Source organism: Rheinheimera sp., assembly GCF_030690345.1.
Lineage (GTDB): Bacteria > Pseudomonadota > Gammaproteobacteria > Enterobacterales > Alteromonadaceae > Alishewanella.
The window spans coordinates 849,031-867,778 of the sequence record NZ_JAUYGV010000001.1 but is presented as its reverse complement, the minus strand read 5'-3'; the positions used below and the strand labels follow the sequence as shown (position 1 = coordinate 867,778).

General features: G+C 49.3%; 17 protein-coding genes and 4 tRNA genes. 17 read left to right on the top strand and 4 right to left on the bottom strand.

Annotated features, from left to right (window positions below):
* Positions 1-7 precede the first annotated feature (7 nt).
* From Q8O77_RS04160 to Q8O77_RS04145, 4 genes are all read left to right on the top strand, one after another.
* On the top strand, positions 8-520 hold the full coding sequence (locus Q8O77_RS04160; protein WP_305551605.1) for a gluconokinase: 513 nt from the start codon (positions 8-10) through the stop codon (positions 518-520).
* Positions 521-587: 67 nt separating this feature from the next.
* Positions 588-1,982, top strand: a complete 1,395-nt coding sequence (locus Q8O77_RS04155; RefSeq protein WP_305551604.1) for an MFS transporter — start codon at positions 588-590, stop codon at positions 1,980-1,982.
* 22 nt (positions 1,983-2,004) lie between these two features.
* Positions 2,005-4,389, top strand: coding sequence for a GH36-type glycosyl hydrolase domain-containing protein (locus Q8O77_RS04150; RefSeq protein WP_305551697.1), 2,385 nt, complete (start codon positions 2,005-2,007; stop codon positions 4,387-4,389).
* Between the two features lie 17 nt (positions 4,390-4,406).
* Positions 4,407-5,429, top strand: a complete 1,023-nt coding sequence (locus Q8O77_RS04145) for a Gfo/Idh/MocA family protein (RefSeq protein WP_305551603.1) — start codon at positions 4,407-4,409, stop codon at positions 5,427-5,429.
* A gap of 40 nt (positions 5,430-5,469) precedes the next feature.
* Here the strand turns inward: Q8O77_RS04145 and Q8O77_RS04140 are convergent, their stop codons facing one another.
* Positions 5,470-6,225, bottom strand: a complete 756-nt coding sequence (locus tag Q8O77_RS04140) for a UDP-2,3-diacylglucosamine diphosphatase (protein WP_305551602.1) — start codon at positions 6,223-6,225, stop codon at positions 5,470-5,472.
* A gap of 9 nt (positions 6,226-6,234) precedes the next feature.
* Positions 6,235-6,729 (bottom strand): peptidylprolyl isomerase, encoded by a 495-nt coding sequence (locus Q8O77_RS04135; protein ID WP_068229883.1) that lies wholly within the window; start codon positions 6,727-6,729, stop codon positions 6,235-6,237.
* Positions 6,730-6,886: 157 nt separating this feature from the next.
* Between Q8O77_RS04135 and cysS the strand changes: the two genes are divergently transcribed.
* From cysS to Q8O77_RS04105, 6 genes are all read left to right on the top strand, one after another.
* Complete coding sequence (cysS, locus tag Q8O77_RS04130; protein WP_305551601.1) at positions 6,887-8,266, top strand: cysteine--tRNA ligase; 1,380 nt, start codon at positions 6,887-6,889, stop codon at positions 8,264-8,266.
* Positions 8,267-8,723: 457 nt separating this feature from the next.
* Positions 8,724-9,545, top strand: coding sequence for a hypothetical protein (locus Q8O77_RS04125; protein ID WP_305551600.1), 822 nt, complete (start codon positions 8,724-8,726; stop codon positions 9,543-9,545).
* A 134-nt stretch (positions 9,546-9,679) separates the two neighbouring features.
* Positions 9,680-10,081 (top strand): hypothetical protein, encoded by a 402-nt coding sequence (locus Q8O77_RS04120; protein ID WP_305551599.1) that lies wholly within the window; start codon positions 9,680-9,682, stop codon positions 10,079-10,081.
* 86 nt (positions 10,082-10,167) lie between these two features.
* The gene (locus tag Q8O77_RS04115) at positions 10,168-10,662 is read left to right on the top strand and encodes a hypothetical protein (RefSeq protein ID WP_305551598.1); all 495 of its coding nucleotides are present in this window, start codon (positions 10,168-10,170) and stop codon (positions 10,660-10,662) included.
* A gap of 457 nt (positions 10,663-11,119) precedes the next feature.
* Positions 11,120-11,614, top strand: coding sequence for a gamma-glutamylcyclotransferase family protein (locus tag Q8O77_RS04110; RefSeq protein ID WP_305551597.1), 495 nt, complete (start codon positions 11,120-11,122; stop codon positions 11,612-11,614).
* Between the two features lie 98 nt (positions 11,615-11,712).
* A complete protein-coding gene (locus tag Q8O77_RS04105; RefSeq protein ID WP_305551596.1) occupies positions 11,713-12,393 on the top strand; it encodes a hypothetical protein in 681 nt (226 codons plus the stop codon).
* A gap of 152 nt (positions 12,394-12,545) precedes the next feature.
* Here Q8O77_RS04105 and Q8O77_RS04100 read toward each other — a convergent pair whose 3' ends face one another.
* Entirely contained in the window at positions 12,546-13,601 is a 1,056-nt protein-coding gene (locus Q8O77_RS04100) for a serine aminopeptidase domain-containing protein (RefSeq protein WP_305551595.1), read from the bottom strand.
* Between the two features lie 221 nt (positions 13,602-13,822).
* Entirely contained in the window at positions 13,823-14,683 is an 861-nt protein-coding gene (gene folD / locus Q8O77_RS04095) for a bifunctional methylenetetrahydrofolate dehydrogenase/methenyltetrahydrofolate cyclohydrolase FolD (protein ID WP_305551594.1), read from the bottom strand.
* Between the two features lie 189 nt (positions 14,684-14,872).
* Between folD and Q8O77_RS04090 the strand changes: the two genes are divergently transcribed.
* The 7 genes from Q8O77_RS04090 to Q8O77_RS04060 all read left to right on the top strand — a co-directional run bounded on the left by Q8O77_RS04090 (position 14,873) and on the right by Q8O77_RS04060 (position 18,559).
* A tRNA-Pro gene (locus Q8O77_RS04090) sits at positions 14,873-14,949 on the top strand.
* A 67-nt stretch (positions 14,950-15,016) separates the two neighbouring features.
* Positions 15,017-15,093 (top strand) — tRNA-Arg (locus Q8O77_RS04085).
* 25 nt (positions 15,094-15,118) lie between these two features.
* Positions 15,119-15,194: transfer RNA gene (locus tag Q8O77_RS04080), tRNA-His, on the top strand.
* 22 nt (positions 15,195-15,216) lie between these two features.
* Positions 15,217-15,293: transfer RNA gene (locus tag Q8O77_RS04075), tRNA-Pro, on the top strand.
* A 174-nt stretch (positions 15,294-15,467) separates the two neighbouring features.
* Entirely contained in the window at positions 15,468-15,974 is a 507-nt protein-coding gene (locus Q8O77_RS04070) for a GNAT family N-acetyltransferase (protein WP_305551593.1), read from the top strand.
* Positions 15,975-16,187: 213 nt separating this feature from the next.
* Complete coding sequence (proB, locus tag Q8O77_RS04065; protein WP_305551592.1) at positions 16,188-17,309, top strand: glutamate 5-kinase; 1,122 nt, start codon at positions 16,188-16,190, stop codon at positions 17,307-17,309.
* On the top strand, positions 17,306-18,559 hold the full coding sequence (locus Q8O77_RS04060; protein ID WP_305551591.1) for a glutamate-5-semialdehyde dehydrogenase: 1,254 nt from the start codon (positions 17,306-17,308) through the stop codon (positions 18,557-18,559). The genes proB and Q8O77_RS04060 overlap by 4 nt, the downstream gene beginning before the upstream one ends.
* Positions 18,560-18,748 lie beyond the last annotated feature (189 nt).

Below are 18,748 nucleotides of genomic sequence, written 5' to 3'. Positions count from 1 at the left end.
GCTTCTTATGCGCGCTACAGTAAGCAGAACTATTGTGATTATGGGCGTAGCCGGCAGCGGCAAGTCAACCGTTGGCCAATTACTGGCGCAGCAGCTGGGCTGGCGCTTTATTGAAGGCGACGATTTTCACAGCCCCGAGGCCAAACAAATGATGGCCGCCGGCATACCGCTGGCAGAGCATCTGCGCGAAAGCTGGGTACAGGCACTATGCAGTGAGCTTAGCGCCTGCAAAGCGGCAAAGCAGCCTTGTGTGTTAAGTTACTCCGGCTTAATTGCCCGCCATCGCCAGCAAATTCGCAGCAGTGCAGATAACGCGCATTTCTTTTATCTGCAGGGTGATGCCGCTTTGCTGGCACAGCGGCTGGCGCAGCGGCAAAACCATTTTATGCCACCGGCTATGCTGCAAAGCCAGTTGCTGACCATGCAAAGTTGCGACAATGAAGGTGATATAACCATACTGGATATCACGCTGCCGGCAGAGAAGCTGGTACAGCAGATAACACAGTTTTTAGCAGCGTAAAGCGACACCTGATTGCGCTATCATATTCAGCCGCAGAGCTGATGCCATAACAGTGGGATAACAGGGTATGACAGTTCCGGCTTCACAAAACACAGCAACGCAAAATACCGCCACAGCGGTACCGTTGCGCGAAAAAATCGGTTACGGCCTCGGTGATATGGGCTTTAACTTCTACTGGGCCAATATTTCAGCCTTTTTGCTGATTTATTACACCGATGTGTTTGGTATCTCCGCCGCTGCGGCCGGTACCATGATGCTGGTAACCAAAATAGTCGATGCTTTTACCGATCCGTTAATGGGCGCTGTTGCCGACCGTACCCGCAGCCGCTTTGGTAAGTTCCGGCCCTATTTGCTCTGGCTGGCGCTGCCGCTGGCTGCTGCCGGCGTGCTGACTTACAGCACACCGGATTTGGGCGAAACCGGTAAACTGGTGTGGGCTTACGGCACCTATACGTTATTAATGCTGGTGTATACCGCCATTAATATTCCGTACTCGGCATTATCCGGTGTCATCACCAGCGACAGCCAGCAGCGAACTACCCTGGTCAGTTTTCGCTTTATCGGCGGTTTTAGCGGCGGTATCCTGGTTACCTATTTAACGCCCAAGTTAGTGCCGTTGCTGGGGCAGGGCGATGAGGTGCTGGGCTGGCAGCTGACGATGCTGGTATTTGGTATTGCCGCCGCCTTAATGTTTTTAATTACCTTCCTTACCACCAAAGAGCGTATCGCGCCGCTGAGTCTGCAACCTAATGCGGTGCGGCAAGATTTAATCGACTTAAAAAACAATAAACCCTGGCTGGTGTTATTTGCGCTGGCGCTGATCATTATGGTGACCATTACCATGCGCGCCGGCAGCGGCGTGTACTACTTTAAATATTATGTAGAGCGGCCCGATTTAGTCGGCGAGTTTTTATCCTCCTATATGCTGGCATTGGCACTGGGGGCTGCCGCCACCCCGCTGATGACGCGCTTTATCGATAAAAAACGCCTGATGGTATTACTGATGTCCTTAGCAGGGATGCTTTCCATTAGTTTGTATTTTGTACCGGCGGATGCGGTAGGCGTTATTTTTGCGCTTAATCTGGCGATTGGTTTTGTGCTGGGGCCCAAATCGCCGCTGGCGTTTTCGATGTATGCCGACACGGCCGATTACAACGAATGGCGCACCGGACGCAGGGCCACGGCGATGACCTTTGCTGCTGCGACCTTTTCGCAAAAGCTCGGCGGCGCTATTGCGTCGGCGTTAATCGGCTGGCTGCTGGCGGCTATTGGTTATGTTGCCAACGAGCAGCAAAGCAGCGGCTCGCAAACCGGCATAGTGCTGCTGATCTCGGTGATCCCGGGGGTTATAGCGCTGCTGGCGGCTTTTGTTATGCGCTACTACAGCCTGGACAACCAACAGCTGGAAAAAATTCAGTTTGATCTGCAACAGCGCAAGGCGCAGGCCGGCGCATTAAGTTAATTTTACCCGGAGTATTACTTTGATGGCAGCCTCTGGCATGCAACCTGGCGACAACGGTCAGCGTTATGACTTATTCAGCCCGACAACGATGCCGCTGGCGGCGGCGTTTTTATGGAACAAGCAATTAATGGTGCAACTTAACTGCCGTGGCTATGCCACCGCGCAGTTTATGCAACCGGAGCCGGCCAAGTATGCCCATGCGCCGAACCTTGAAGCAAAAACCTTTATGCAGCCGGAGCAGCCGTATTACGCGCATCACCCGGGCCGCTTTGTGTATATTAAAGATGAGCAAAGCGCTGAGCTGTTCTCGGTACCCTACGAGCCGGTGCGCAGCAAAGCCGACAGCTTTGTGTTCTCTGCCGGTAAAAGTGATATCCGCTGGCAGCTGCAGCAGCAGGGTTTGCAACTGGAATGGCAGCTATGCTTAAGCCCGGATCAGCCGCATGAGCTGTGGCAGCTTACGGTGACTAACCTCAGCGCAACACCACGGCAGCTCAGTATCTACCCGTATTTTCCGGTTGGTTATATGTCGTGGATGAACCAGTCGGCAAAGTTCGAACCGGCGCTAAACGCCATAGTGTGCTCATCGGTAACGCCGTATCAGAAGTACCCCGATTACTTTAAAAACAAGTTGTTAAAAGATAAAACCTTTTTATTGGCTGAGCAGCTGCCAACCAGCTGGCAATGTGCGCAGCAAGCCTTTGAAGGCGAGGGCGGCCTGCATGCACCGGCTGCATTGCAGCAAACCGAGCTCGACGGCGGCGATGCCTTATACGAAACTCCGGCTTGTGTGATGCAATACCGGTTGCAACTGGCAGGCGGTGCACAGCAGCTTTACCGTTTTGTATTTGGCCCGGCGCTGGATGAAAGCGAGATTGCCGCTGCCCGGCAGCGTTACTTTTTAACGCCGGATGGCTTTGCTAAAGCACAGCAGCAGTACAGCGATTATATTGCACAGGGGCAGGGCTGTTTACAGATTGAAACACCGGATACCGCGCTGGATAACTTTGTAAACCACTGGCTGCCGCGCCAGGTGTATTACCACGGCGATGTAAACCGGCTAACCACAGATCCGCAAACGCGTAATTATCTGCAGGATAATATGGGCATGAGCTATGTGCGGCCGGAAGCATTTCGCACAGCGTTACTAACGGCGCTGGCGCAGCAACACAGTAGCGGCGAAATGCCGGACGGTATTTTGCTGCACCCCGAAGCCGAGCTGAAATATATTAATCAGGTGCCGCATACCGACCAATGTGTCTGGTTGCCGGTGTGTTTAACGGCTTACCTGGCCGAAACCAACGACACTGCCTTATTGCAGCAACAGATCACCTTTGGTGACAGTGCAGAGCAAGCTAGTGTGTTTGAGCATATTTGCCGCGCTATGAGCTGGCTGCTGCATAAACGTGATGCGCGTGGCCTCAGTTTTATTGAGCAGGGCGACTGGTGCGATCCGATGAATATGGTTGGCTACAAAGGCCGTGGTGTATCGGGCTGGTTATCACTGGCGGCTGCTTATGCGCTTAACTGCTGGGCCGATATTTGTCAGCAGTTGGGAGAACAAAACCTTGCTGAGCAATACCGCAGTGATGCCCACAGTTTTAATCAGGCGGTTAACCATTATTTGTGGGACGGCAAATGGTATGGCCGCGGCATTACCGACGACAATGTGGTTTTTGGCGTCAGTAAAGATGCCGAGGGCCGTATTTACCTGAACCCGCAAAGCTGGGCCATGTTAAGCGGGGCGGCCAATAGCGGGCAACTGCAACTGATGCTGGCGGAAATTGATAGCCAATTAGCCACCCCTTACGGCGTGCAAATGCTGGCACCGGCCTATACCGCGATGCGCGACGATGTTGGCCGGGTTACGCAAAAGCATCCTGGCTCGGCCGAAAATGGCTCGGTATATAACCATGCCGCGGCGTTTTATTTGTATGCGCTGTACCAGATTAACCAGCCGGACAAAGCCTTTGCGGTACTGCGACAAATGCTGCCTGGCAGCACAGCGCAAGACTGCCTGCAACGCGGCCAGTTGCCGGTGTTTATCCCGAATTATTATCGCGGCGCTTACCGGCAGTTTCCGCGTACCGCCGGGCGTTCCAGCCAATTATTTAATACCGGCACCGTGCACTGGGTGTATCGTTCATTAATCGAGGGGTTGTTTGGCGTAAAAGGCTGCGCCGAAGGCTTATTGCTGCAGCCGCAACTGCCTGGTAATTGGCCGCAAGTGAAACTGACACGGCAATTTCGCGGTGCAGAGTTTAGTATTGTCATGCGCCGGCAAAGCGGCATCAGCAAGCCACAGCTCAATGTCGATGGCCGCTTATTGGCCGAACCGCTAATTACCGACATTGTCGCCGGCCGGCATTATCAGGTCGAGCTGTTGTTGCCTCAGCAAGTTAAATAACCGCATAAGGAACTGCTATGATCCGCATTGGTTTATTAGGCGCTGCCCGTATCAGCGATAAAGCAATATTTCAGCCGCTTAAGCAACTGGACGGCTTTGTGCTGCAGGCCGTGGCGGCCTCATCAGTACAGCGGGCGCGGCAGTATGCCGGCGCGCATGGCATCTTACATGTCGCCGACAGTTATCAGGCCCTGTTGGAACGAAGCGATATCGACCTGATTTACAATGCGCTGCCACCGTCTGAGCATGCGCACTGGAGCATAATGGCGCTTGAGCACGGCAAGCATGTTTTATGCGAAAAGCCGTTTGCGCTGGATGAAACCGAAGCTAAAGCCATGGTGCAGGCGGCTGAAGCTTCCGGCAAACTATTGCTGGAGGCCTTTCATTACCGCTTTCATCCGTTGTTTGTTGAGGTAATGCGCCTGGTGCAGGCCGGTACTATCGGCACTATCAGCCATTTGCGGGCGAATTTCTCGGTGCGGATCCCGTATTTTGCCGGCTCGCTGCGCCACGACGCGGCGCTTGGCGGCGGTGCCATGATGGATTTAGGCTGTTATCCGCTGCATTGGGTGCGCACTGTTATGGGCGCAGAATCCGGCCAGGAGCCGCAAGTGTTAAGCGCTAACTGTATTACTGCCGGGGCAACAACAGGCGGTGGGCAGATTGATCTCACCATGCAGGCGCAGTTGCAATTTGCCAATGGCATTATTGCTGATATCGGCAGCAGCATGGCAGAGCATTTAAGCCGCACACCCGATACCAGCCTGGTATTGGAAGGCAGTTTAGGCAGCATTGAAGCTACCGGGCTGATTACGCCGCAGCTGGGCAACAGTATTAAACTGATTACTGCCGGCTCAGAGCGGCAATACAGTGTGCCCGGCCACAGCACCTATTATTATCAACTGCAGCATGTACAAGATTGCTTGCAAGGCCGTGCCACCGCCTTAACCGGCGGTAGCGATGCCATTAATAATATGCGCCTGCTGGAGCAGATTTATCAGCATGCTGGGCTGCTTAGCCGTGGTAGCTGTCGCCGTTAGCCGCGGCAAGTGCCGCCGCAATGAGTTTGTCGCAGTGGGCTTAGTCTGCCAAGGCATTAAAATACAGCTGCCACTGCTTGGCGCTGACTTTTAAATAACTGCTTTGGCTATACCAGTCTCCCAGTACATAGCGCTCTGCCGCTTTACCGTTAACCTCCAGCTGATGTACCGCCGGGCGGTGGGTATGGCCATGAATAAGTTTGCTGACACCATATTCAGCCATCACTCTGGGCACCTCGTCCGGTGTAACATCCATAATCTGCTGTTGTTGTGATTGATTTTGTTCAGCATAGCGGGCTTTATGCATAGCACTTTTGCGCCGTGCCTTAGCGGCGATACCCTGGCGAAAGCTAACCGGGGTTTTTAGCAACAACCACTGCCACCACGGCTGGTTCCACCATTTGCGGAATTTCTGGTAGGCAATATCCAGTGTGCACAGGCTGTCGCCATGCATGATCAGCGTAGGCGTGCCGTACAAGTCGATAACCTGCTGCTGTGGCAGCAACTGCATACCGGCGCGGTTGGCATAGCCCTGGCGTAAGACGAAATCGCGGTTACCGTGAATAAAGTAAACCGGCACCTGAGCGCTAAGCGTGGCTAATGCCGTTGCTACGGTATCCAGCAGCGGCTCGGGGTTGTCATCACCAATCCAGACTTCAAATAAATCGCCGAGAATATACAGCGCATCAGCGTGAATGGCTTGCTGACGCAAAAAGCGCAAAAAGGCGGCGGTAATATCGGGCCGATCTGCCGCTAAGTGCAGATCGGCGATAAACAGCGTGTGCTGCTCTGACATCAGCAGCGCTTAAGCGTGTAGTTCGGCTTTTTCAATCACAACCGGTTTTACCGGCACGTCGCTGTGGCCGGCGTTGCGGCCGGTGGCGACTTTTTTAATCTCGTCAACCACGTCCATACCTTCAACCACTTCACCAAATACACAGTAACCCCAGCCGGAGCCGGTTTCAGAGCTGAAGTTTAAGAAGTCGTTATCGGCGATGTTAATAAAAAACTGGCAGGTGGCAGAGTGCGGGTCGTTAGTACGTGCCATCGCAATAGTGCCTTTTTTGTTCGGCACTTTGTTGTTGGCTTCGTTTTTAATCTGGCCCTTGGTGTCTTTTTGCTCCATATCGGCAGTAAAACCGCCGCCCTGGATCATAAAACCGTTAATCACACGGTGAAAAATGGTGTTGTCGTAAAAACCGTCTTTTACGTAGCTGATAAAGTTTTCTACCGTGGCAGGGGCTTTGTCGGCAAACAGGTTTAATTTAATTACGCCGTAATTGGTGTGCAAGCTAATCATAATAGGGTGTCCTTAGTTCAAAGTGGCGCTATTCTACCGCACGCCGAGCAAATCATAAAGCAAGGATAGCCGCGTTACAGTGCCGGTGATACACTAACGCGCTGGTGCAGCAGCTGCACTGGTTCAGCGTTTTTAGTCAAAGGACTTAGAGGAAGACATGTTACATATTTATAATACCTTAAGCAGAAAAAAAGAACTTTTCACCCCAATTGAACCCGGTAAAGCAGGGCTCTATGTCTGCGGTATTACTATTTATGACTACTGTCATGTCGGCCACGCCCGCACCTATGTTGCCTTTGACGTTATAAACCGTTACCTGCGTTTTTTAGGTTACGACGTAACCTATGTGCGTAATATTACCGACGTAGACGACAAAATTATTAAGCGCGCCGCCGAGAACAACGAAAGCTGCGACGCACTAACTGAACGCTTTACCAAGGCCATGCACGCCGATTTTGCTGCCCTGGGTTTAATGCCGGCCGATATAGAGCCGCGCGTTACTACTCATATGGCCGAGATTATTCAGATGATTGAACAGCTGGTTGCCAAAGGCTATGCCTATGTAGCGGCCGATGGCGATGTGTTGTTTGACGTTAGCAAATACGAAGCTTACGGCGAGCTTAGCCAGCAAAACCTGGAGATGCTGCAATCCGGCTCGCGGGTAGAAGTGGCCGACAACAAAGACGATCCGCTGGATTTCGTATTATGGAAAGGTGCCAAGCCGGGCGAACCGTTCTGGCAATCGCCGTGGGGCAATGGCCGGCCGGGCTGGCATATTGAATGTTCTGCCATGAGCGCCAAGCATTTAGGCCAGCATTTTGATATTCATGGTGGCGGTTCAGATTTACAGTTCCCGCACCACGAAAACGAAATTGCCCAGTCTACCTGTGCCCATGGCCACAAGTACGTAAATACCTGGATCCACACCGGTATGGTGCAGGTAGATAAAGAGAAAATGTCTAAATCTTTAGGCAATTTCTTTACGGTAAAAGACGTATTGGCAGAATATAACGCCGAGGCGGTGCGCTACTTTTTATTATCCAGCCAATACCGCAGCCAGCTGAACTACTCGGCAGAGAACTTAACACAGGCGCATGCTGCTTTAGGCCGCTTATACACCGCGCTGCGTAATGTAACGCCAAGCCACAGTATTGACTTAAACAGCCCGTACATTGTGCGCTTTAAAGCGGCAATGGATGATGATTTCAACACCCCGGAAGCCTTACCGGTATTGTTTGAACTGGCGCGTGAAGTAAACCGCTTTAAAGAAACCGAACCGGCCAAGGCCGCAGAACTGGCAGGCTTGTTAAACTTATTAGCCGGCGTACTGGGCTTGCTGCAGGGCGATGCGGAGACCTTCTTACAATCAGGCGCATCAGATGATGATGTCGCTGAAATAGAAGCACTGATTGCTAAGCGCAACACCGCCCGCGCTAACAAAGACTGGGCAGCAGCAGACGCCGCCCGCGATGCGTTAACGGCCAAAGGTATTATCGTAGAAGATAAAAACGGCGTAACCAGCTGGCGTAAAGGCTGATTTAATAACGTTGATAAAAAAACCGCCTGTTGGCGGTTTTTTTATGCGTGAACCTTGCAGCAGGCAAGGCAAACAAGCTGGTTAATGTTTTGCTGAAATAGGCTGTGTTTACATATATGTAATGCCTGAGAGCAGGTTATGCTTTGTTAGACGGGTTATCCGTATTTGCCAGCGACGTACCTGTAAGTTGTTGTAAGTTCGATATAAGCGGTGTAATGTTTATTACATTAAATTGATAAAGGCGGAAAAACCATGTTTAAATGCGGACTTTTCCGCTGAATAAGTGATAGCAAATATCTTAACTTTGAATCGCGTGATGAGGAAAATCTGAAATGGCACAAATGAATTATCTCAAGCTTTTCGTAAGTACTTAGTTTTTGGTGCAGTATTTGGCGTAACCGTTACCTTAATTGTTTGGCATTCGCTCAAACTTTTTCAGTAATACATCAAGTTATGCGTGTTGCTAACAAACGCCTGTACAGCACATTCTCGGCGTCTGCGACGCTCACAAGTTCGCGTGCATGCACGGGGCGTTATATTTATTTGGGAAATTGTGGTGTTTACTAAGAAGAATTTTAAAGAGCAAAGGATCGAGCTTGGGCGCTTGAGAACGAAATTTCAATATGAGACAAAATATCTTGTCGAATACCTTTCCTTTACTTCTGATCTCACTGAGAAAAAGAATCAACAGTTATCGGATCAAATTTTTTCTGATAGCGAAAGTGATCCTGAAGCTGAGGCTATTCTTCAGCAACTTTTTGAAAAAGAAAAAGATGCGCTATTAAGTTATTATCACAACTCAGGGATTGTTCTAGTTTACACAGTTTTTGAAAGCGTCTTGTCGGACTTGTGCAATGAAGTCAAAGAGTTTACTGGTGCAGGCTTCTCCAATAATTGCTTATCTGGTGGTAATTTGATTGGAAAATCAAAGCTATATTTAGAGTTGGTTTCTGAGTTACCATTTGACCTGATTCAAGGGGAGTGGGCAAGAATTGGGCAGTTTCAAAATTTGAGAAATATTATTGTTCATCAAAATTCTTGTTTCGTAGGTAGCCAACAATCAGTTGATAAGCAAAAGCATAGAGTAAGTAATAATTTTCATGCCATCAAAATATCAGAAGTATATCAAAGATTTTATATACTTGATGATGCACTAGTTGTCGAGTTTGTCGATTTGATAAAGCGCTTTATTAGCAAAGTGATCGACTATTTGGAGTCAGTGGATTTTTTAATTGAACATAAAGAATCAAATGTCAATTTGGAATGTGTGCCGTTCTAAATATAATAACGTGTTTAATGAAGATTCATAACGCGTGGTATTTTCACTATGCGTTGGTTTGTTTTTTTAAAGTGGTTTGCAGAGAATTAGATATTGCGTTGCTCATCCCCTTAACAAGGCGTTGTGGTTAAAGTATGAAAACTCATACTATTGATTCAACTTACAGACAGTTTTATGTTGCCGATGCAGGATTAGATCCTGATGCACCTGAAGATTGGAGTGATCAACATGTGCTTCAGAGGTTCAACGCCCTTGCCAATATCGTTGCGTTGTGTCCTGAGGGAGATATATCCGCAAGAGTGAAGTCTTTTGCTCCTGGAGAAAAAGACCTGAGTGAGCTAGAGCCAGAATTTGAGGTGAAAACTCAAATAACTATTGTGAGTGGTCGGTTAGGTATATTTGGTTGGCCAAGAGAAACGCTTGAGGAGTATTGTGTTGAACTCGGTAAGTACTTGATTTATTTCCGAGGTTACAATCTTTGTCAGGTTGACGAAGAACGTGATTTTTATACCGTAGAGTTTGAGTATACCGCATAACAAGGCCCAGCATTTCGCAGCCTTTGGCTGCCGGACTCGCTACGCTTGCCGCTGTGAGCGGCGTTAAATTTTAGTCGAGACCGAGGATGAAGCCAGTAGTTAAAGTAAGATCTACAGATCAAGATAAGTGGCTGAACTCCATACTGGATGTTATTACTAATCTTGATTGTAACGACCACTTTTCGAATCATCTTGGGCAGCCGCAGCACGCTCAGAAGGTTATTGTTACCAATTTCCAAAAGTCCTTATGTCAACGCTTGCGGGATAGCATGCCTGGTTTGAGGTGGACGATGGAGTATGCTCCATCTAAAAGACTGAAGGATTCAATTGATATCTATGGCGAGTCTGAAGACTTTGTAGTTGCCATAGAGCTTGATAAAAACCGAGCAGACCAAGTAGCTAAGAAGTTTGTGTCTCGAGTAGCGCTATTGCCAGATGAAAAAGTATATTTTTTATCCATCTGCTATCCGGGTACTAAAAGAATGAATTTGAATGAGTGCGTGAAATATTTTGGCTATTGCTCAAACCTTGCTAAACGGATGTCAGGTGTGTATGCAGGTTTGGTCATTGGGGAAATTTGACACATATGAGCCTTCACGGGGTCAATAGGTAAAACTGCTCTTCTGTGGCCATGTTAGCGGCCAGTCTGTTGTCCGTCAGAAAGATATGCTGCGTCATCTGTCATCATGGTTGCCGGGTGATAACCTGCAACAAACACTTAAGCAGCAAAAGGCATTATCGTTGAAGATAAAAACGGCATTACCAGTTGGCGTAAAGGCTGACTAAGCAACTGTGATAAAAACCCGCCTGTTGGCGGTTTTTTTATGCTTTAAATCTGCAGCAGGCAACGGCTTACAAGTTGGTTGATGTTTTGCTGAAATAGGCTGTACTTGTCGTCTACATCACCTGTCCCTATAAGTCATTGTAAGTTCAGAAGAAGCGGTGTAGTGTTCATTATACTAAATTGAAAAATACGGAAAGGTCCGTCCTTGAATTTGGATTTTTCCGCTTGGTAAGCGTTAACTGTATGGAGGCAGCGTGAAGTATTTCGCTTATGGATCAAATATGTCGCTTCCAAGGCTGAAGGCGAGGGTTCTAAGTGCTGAACGATTAGGGGTGTTCACTCTTGTCGAGCATACTCTCCGTTTTCATAAGGTGAGCAAGAAAGATGGTTCGGGAAAATGCGATGCATTATTTACCGGAAATCGTGATGACTTTGTTATTGGCGCACTCTTCGAAATATCAGATGACGAGAAAAGCGTACTAGACAGGGCTGAGGGGCTGGGGTATGGCTATGAAGAAAAGCGGATTTCAGTATGTGATTCCGATGGGAACACCCATGAAGCTGTTACCTACTATGCAACGAACACAGATGCGTCGGTGCTGCCTTACTCTTGGTATTTACATCACGTCATAAATGGCGCGAAAGAAACGGGAGTTCCATCTGCGTATCTAGATGCCCTGTCAGCCACAAACAGCCGAGAAGATCCTGATAAGAAAAGAGATGCAGCCGAACGTGCGATATACAGTTAACAAACGCAGCTACTGCGGCGACTTTTCCGTTGAGGCTTTACGAATCCGCGCGTGCTGCGGGCGTTATGCTTGGAATTGACACTTAGAGCGATTAGAAAATGGAAAAAAGTCAAATCACACCAGAGAAGATCACGAAACCTATTCAGCTTCTTGGTGCATGGCTAGTTGGTCTGCTAACCGTAGATAGCGCGTTTCTTTTTGCTGCGGTAAAAATGGACACGGCTTCATGGCATTCAGGAGCGCTAACAATAGCTGCGATTCTCAACGTTCCGTTATTTATTGGCGCACTCTTTCTTTTGCAAACTAGGTTTCGTCCTGAACTGCAGGAAGACTCGTACTACTCTACATACTTAAGCAATAGAACAAATGAACCAATAAAAGTAACTCGTGATGAAGCCCTGATTAACATGTTGGAGAAAAGATTAGAATCGATTGAGCGAGATATAAAAAAAGGTGCGGCTCCTATCGAAGAGCATACCCCTAATTTATCCAAACTTTCTTTCGCAATTAATGTTCAACTTCCAAACAAAAGCGAAATTGTTTCCGAATTAAGTGCGCTGGGAGTTCTTGGGTACGAGGAATTTGGCGAAGAGTCGAGCCCACCAGAGCTATTGAAAGTCGCTATAGCCGAATCTATTTCGAAAGTAGAGTTAAATGAGATACTAAAATTAGCAAAGAAGCTAGGGTTCACTCATTACGGCTTTATTGAGCACTTTGAGGAAATTTATGAAGATGTGCTATTTGGTGCGTACGGAGAGGAACGTCGGCGTATCGCGTAAACACAACACATATGAGTCTTCCTGGAGCCAAGAACTAAAGCGCTCTTCTGACCGCATTAACGGCCAGTCTGTTGTCATGCTTGCCACGCGATAGCCAATAATTGGGGGCAGATAAAAATTAGAGCCTAGAGTTCAGCGCGGCAACAACCGAGTTATACCCCCCAATTATCTGAGCGAATAAACTTAGACAACACAGCTTGATGTTGTTGGACCCACAGGTTTATAGCCCGGCTGTCATCCGTGGTTATTTGTGCAATAAAAGCACTGGATAGCGCCTGGGTAGCGGCTTTGATCACCTGCTGCTGTGGCTTGGTATCTTTGCTGCCGCGCCAGCCTGAAAAAATATTGTGGCTGCCTGAGCTAAACACCGCCAGCACTTTGTAGCTGCTGGCCATGGCGTTATACAACTCATACCTGTCTTGTGGCGATGAATAAAAACCCGGTACCCGAATTTCATCTTCGGTGGTGGTGATATGCAAAGTGGGGATGCTCACGTCAGCCAGCACTTTATCCAGCGGCTGATCGTTATAAAAGGGCGGTGCTGAAATTAAAATAGCCGCTTTGATGCGATCATCTTTCAAGCTGACCAGGCTGCCGTTTTGCTCAACCAGGGCACCGCTTAATAACATGGCGGTATTGGCGCCATAAGAATGGCCGGCCATCACGATATTTTGGCTGTCAAAAGCAGCGGCATGGTCTGACGCCAGTATCTGGTCTAAAGCAAACTTTACATCCTGCACTCTGGCTAGTGCTTCGGTAGTATCTGCGGCGTCCATCAAGCGAAAAGGTAACATTAGCCTGCTGCCGCGCCAGACTTTTCTGTCGCTGCCGTCGTGTTGCACATGCAAGCTGGCATAGCCCTGACTGGCCCAATATTGGCCGAGGTAAGCGTAGCGCTCTTTTGAACCACCCAGACCATGAGAAAATATAATTAATGCGCTGGCTTTTTGCTGACGCGCGGGTTTAAACAGCAAAGCGGGCACAACGCGGTCTCTGCTTTGGTCCAGCCAGTTAAAATTGATTTCTTCAATATTCAGCCACAAGCGCTCAGTAACTTCAGCTGAGTACTTTACCGAGGGCAAATTCAGTTGCTGTTGCCAGACAACAGTATCGGCTACCGGTTTTTGCGCGCATCCGCTTAACGATATCAGCAAAGCAACAATAAATGCGGCAGCGCCTGACGCATTAATGATGAAATGAGAGCGCATAAAAGTCCTCTTGGGTGGCACCAACCTGCTTAATACGTTCTAAAGTGGTTTAGGGTTTGGTTTCAGGTTATTACACGCTAACAGTAGCCGGATAAACAGTAAAACAAGAAGTGGTGAAAGTGGTATGACGCCGGGTAAAGGCAGATTTAAGCAGGAACCAGCAGATTTAACGGGGCGAGGGCAGCGGCTACTGCAATTGCAACTGCCGCTGCCAGTCAGGTTTAATGCTTATCGTGATACAGCTCGCAGGCTTCCAGGGTATTCTCTATTAAACTGGCGACTGTCATCGGGCCTACGCCGCCCGGCACCGGGGTGATATAGCGCGCGTGTTTTACCGCAGCGCCGTATTCCACATCGCCTACCAGCTTGCCGCTGTCCAGCCGGTTAATGCCGACATCTATTACCAAAGCGCCCGGTTTTACCCAATCGCCCGGAATAAACTCCGGCCGGCCAACAGCAACAACCAGTAAATCAGCGCGGCGCACCTGGGCTTCCAGGTTTTTGGTAAATTTATGACATACCGTAGTGGTGCAACCAGCCAGTAACAGCTCCAGCGCCATCGGCCGGCCCACGATATTAGAGGCACCTACCACTACCGCATCCATACCTTTTACATTAACACCGGTGCTTTGCAGCAGTGTCATAATGCCTTTGGGCGTGCAGGAGCGCAGTGCCGGCATACGCTGGGCTAAGCGGCCGATGTTATACGGGTGGAAGCCGTCGACGTCTTTGTGCGGGTTAATGCGCTCTAAAATGGCAGACGAGTCTAAGCCGGCCGGTAATGGCAACTGTACCAGGATGCCATCGACGGTATTATCGTTGTTAAGGCTGTCAATTAACTCGAGTAACTGCTGTTCGGTGGTATCAGAGGGCAGGTCGTACGATACGGAGTGAAAGCCTACTTCTTCGCAGGCTTTGCGTTTACTGCCTACATATACCTGTGAGGCCGGGTTTACGCCCACCAGCACAACGGCTAAGCCCGGTGCTCTTTTACCTGCGGCAACCCGGGCGCGAACCTGGGCAGCCACTTTATCTTTTGTTGCCTGAGCAACGGCTTTGCCATCAATAATTTGTGCTGTCATCTGCTTACGTCTCTGCCATGATTTTACTGCGGCATATTTTCGCACAGCTACCGGCTGAACGCCATCCTGGCGTAGCCGGCGCGCAATAGGTTCAAATAATAGGCAATCAGTTGATTTGTGCAAAAAAAGGTTTGACGCTATTGCCGCCCGGCTGTAATATTCCGCCCCGTTGCAGCAGTGCAGCAAAGTCGGTGATTGGCGCAGCTTGGTAGCGCACTTGGTTTGGGTCCAAGGGGTCGCAGGTTCAAATCCTGCATCACCGACCATCTTCCTGATGGTAGCTTAAAATGCAATTTTAGCTGCCGTTAAGTAGCTTGGTAGGGTTTAGATTGTGCGCCCGTAGCTCAGCTGGATAGAGCAACGCCCTTCTAAGGCGTGGGTCATAGGTTCGAATCCTATCGGGCGCGCCATAACAAGCGCAAAACAGTTTCAGTGGTGGTTGTAGCTCAGTTGGTAGAGCCCCGGATTGTGATTCCGGTTGTCGTGGGTTCGAACCCCATCATCCACCCCATCTTTCTTTGAGTTCATATAGTCGGTGATTGGCGCAGCTTGGTAGCGCACTTGGTTTGGGTCCAAGGGGTCGCAGGTTCAAATCCTGCATCACCGACCATTCTCCCAGATTCAAAATAAAACAGCCTTAAGTTCTGCATCACAGATCATTCTCCCGGCTTCAAAATTAAATAGCTTTAAATCTTGCATCACCAATCATTTTTAAAACATAAAATCCTGTTTCCAAAGCCTTAACGCTTGATGTATGCTTTTGCCAGCCAGCAAATTAAGGATAATGATTTTGGTTATAGCAGAAACCCCACGCTTACGTATTCGCCACCTTACCGCGGCTGACAGCGCTTTTACCTGTCGTTTACTTAATGAACCGTCTTTTATTGAAAATATTGCAGATCGCGGTGTGCGCTCAGAGCTGGATGCTATGCATTATTTGGCAGAAGGGCCGATTAAAAGTTACCAGCAGTATGGTTATGGCTTGTTTTTAGTTGAGCACAGTGAAAGCCAAACCCCGCTGGGCTTTTGCGGTTTGTTGTTTCGTGAGTATTTGCAGGAAACCGATATTGGCTTTGCCTTTTTGCCGCAGTTTTGGGGCAAAGGCTATGCTTTTGAAGCGGCGTCGGCGGTGATGCAGTTTGGTTATCACAAGCTGAACCTGAAACGTATAGTGGGCCTGACCAGCGCCGGTAATACCGGGTCGGTAAAGGTATTGAACCGGCTGGGCCTGCAGTTTGAGAAGATGGTGCAAATGCAGCCAGCAGCAGAATATGTGCAGCTGTATTCCTGAGTAAATACATAAAAATGTAATTAAATTACATTTTTAGTCTGTTTTGTTGCCTGCGCTTTTCCTTATGGCGGGTATTCACATTCTTTATAGTTGATGTTAATCAGTGCTTTAATTTGCTATCTGCGTCGTTCACGGCTTTGCAAACTGTAACCCAAGTGGTGCCGGGTTACAGTTTTTGCTATCATAGCCGGCGGAACAACCATTGGAGGAGTTATGATTAACCCATCCTGGCGCAGGGTCGTGCTTAAAGTCGGCAGTGCCCTGATAGCGCCGGACAATCAGGGGTGTAGCGAACAGTATTTGCGTCCCATCGCCGAATTTATCCGGCAATGCCGACTACAGGGTCTTGAAGTGATCCTGGTTTCATCAGGTAGTGTGGCCGCTGGCCGTCATCATTTTAACTTTCAACATCAACGGGTGCCGCTGGCGTTAAAGCGGGCGATGGCAGCTGTTGGCCAGAATCAGCTGATGAATTTCTGGAGCCGTTGTTTTGATTTCCCCTGTGCTCAGGTGCTGCTGACACACGGCGATTTAAGTGACCGCGTGCGTCACGTCAATATTAAAAATACCTTACGCCGTTTGCTGGACCATCAGGTGCTGCCTATCGTTAATGAAAACGATACGATAGCCACCGCTGAGCTCAAAGTAGGCGATAACGATAATCTGGCAGCGATGGTGGCGACGGTGGCTAATGCCGATGCATTAATTATCTGCTCTGATGTTGACGGTTTGTATACCGCCGATCCGAATAAAGACCCTACAGCCAGCCTGATCCCTGAAGTGCGTACTATAGATCAGCGTATTTATGCTTTGGCCGGTGGGGTGTCATCTAAAGTCGGCACCGGTGGTATGTACACCAAAATTGAAGCGGCAGAAAAAGCGGCGGCACATGGTATCGATACCGTTATTATCGACGGCCATAAACCGGACGGCTTTCAGTGTATTTTAGCGGGTAAGAATCCAGGCACCATTTTCTATGGTCAGGCCAAACCCTTAACGGCTAAAAAACATTGGGTACGCCACACCTTAAGAGCCAAAGGCGAAATTTGGGTGGACGATGGTTGTATAGAGGCATTAAGCCGGCATGGTGCGTCGTTGCTTTGCAGTGGTATAGTTAGCATCAGTGGTGAGTTTGACTCTGGTGATGCGGTACTGGTGCGCTGCTCACAAGGCAAACGCAAAATTGCCAAAGGTGTCAGCCGTTTTAGTGCCAGTGAGCTGTTTTCGATTAAAGGTCAGCAAAGTCGCGATATTGCCGCCTGCCTTGGTTATTGTCCTACCGGCAGCGACGCGGTGATCCATCGCAGTGAAATGATGTTACTGGAGAGAATATGACTACCGATGTTGCGGCTTCAATTGCCGCCAAAGCGTCACGCGCAGCTAAAGCCGTGGCGAATTTAACTACCGAGCAAAAGAATTTTGTGCTGCAAAGTATGGCCAACCATATTCGTGCCGCCAGCGAAGCCATTCTGACGGCGAATAAAGATGAAGTGGCCACCGCCAATGCCAACGGCACCAGTGCGGCCATGCTGGACCGCTTGACGCTGAATAACGACCGCATTGACGCCATGGCCAAAGCGATAGAACAAATTATTGCTCTGCCGGATCCGGTAGGCGCCACGCGGCATATCGAACAGCGGCCAAACGGCATTAATATTGAAAAGCGCCGTATTGCGCTGGGCGTTATTTGTATGATTTATGAAGCGCGGCCTAATGTTACCGCGGATGCCGGTGCCTTATGCTTTAAATCGGGTAATGCGGTTATTCTGCGCTGTGGCCGTGAAGCGATTCAAACCAGTCTGGCGATAGCGGCGGCGATGCAACAAGCGCTGCGCGAGCATGATTTGCCCGATGAGGTGATCAGCATAGTGCCGGACCCGGACCGTGATTTAATGCTGGCACTGTTAAAACAGGATCAGTATATCGATTTAGTGATCCCGCGTGGCGGCGAGGGCTTAATCCGTTTTGTTACCGAGCACAGCCGCATTCCGGTGATTCAGCACTACAAAGGTGTCTGCCATCTGTATGTTGACCAAAGCGCAGATTTGGCCATGGCGTTGGGTTTATTGCTTAACGGTAAAGTACAACGCCCTGGCGTGTGTAATGCGCTGGAAGGCTTATTGGTGAATAAACATATTGCCGCCGATTTTCTGCCGCTGGTGGCCAATGCGCTGGCACAACACGATGTGATCGTGCATGCCTGCAGCCAAAGTATCGGCTACTTTAGTCAGGCACAGCCTATTGCGGATAACGAATTTGGTCAGGAATATCTGGCGCCGGAAATTGCCATCAGGGTAGTGGACGATCTCGATGCCGCCATGGCGCATATTGACCGGTTTGGCAGCCAGCATACTGAAGTTATCTGCACCAGCGACGAGGCCAATGCACAGCGTTTTATCCGTCAGGTGGATTCAGCCGTGGTGATGCACAATGCCTCGTCACGCTTCTCTGATGGCGGCGAGTTGGGCTTAGGTGCTGAGATTGGTATTTCTACCAGTAAGTTGCACGCTTACGGCCCTATGGGGCTTGAAGCGCTGACCACAGAAAAATATGTGGTAACCGGCAGCGGGCAAACCCGCAGTTAACAATAAAAGCCATAGAAAAAGCGCAGCGCAGCAATAGTAATTTATTGACTATGCTGCGTTTTTTCATTTGTCTGCACAGTGGCTTTAACCGCTGTGGTTAAGGGCTCGACGTCAGACATTTACCCCGCTATAATGCCGCGTCCTATTTTATAACAGGTCTGGTTCAGTGCTGCGTTTTGATACCAGATC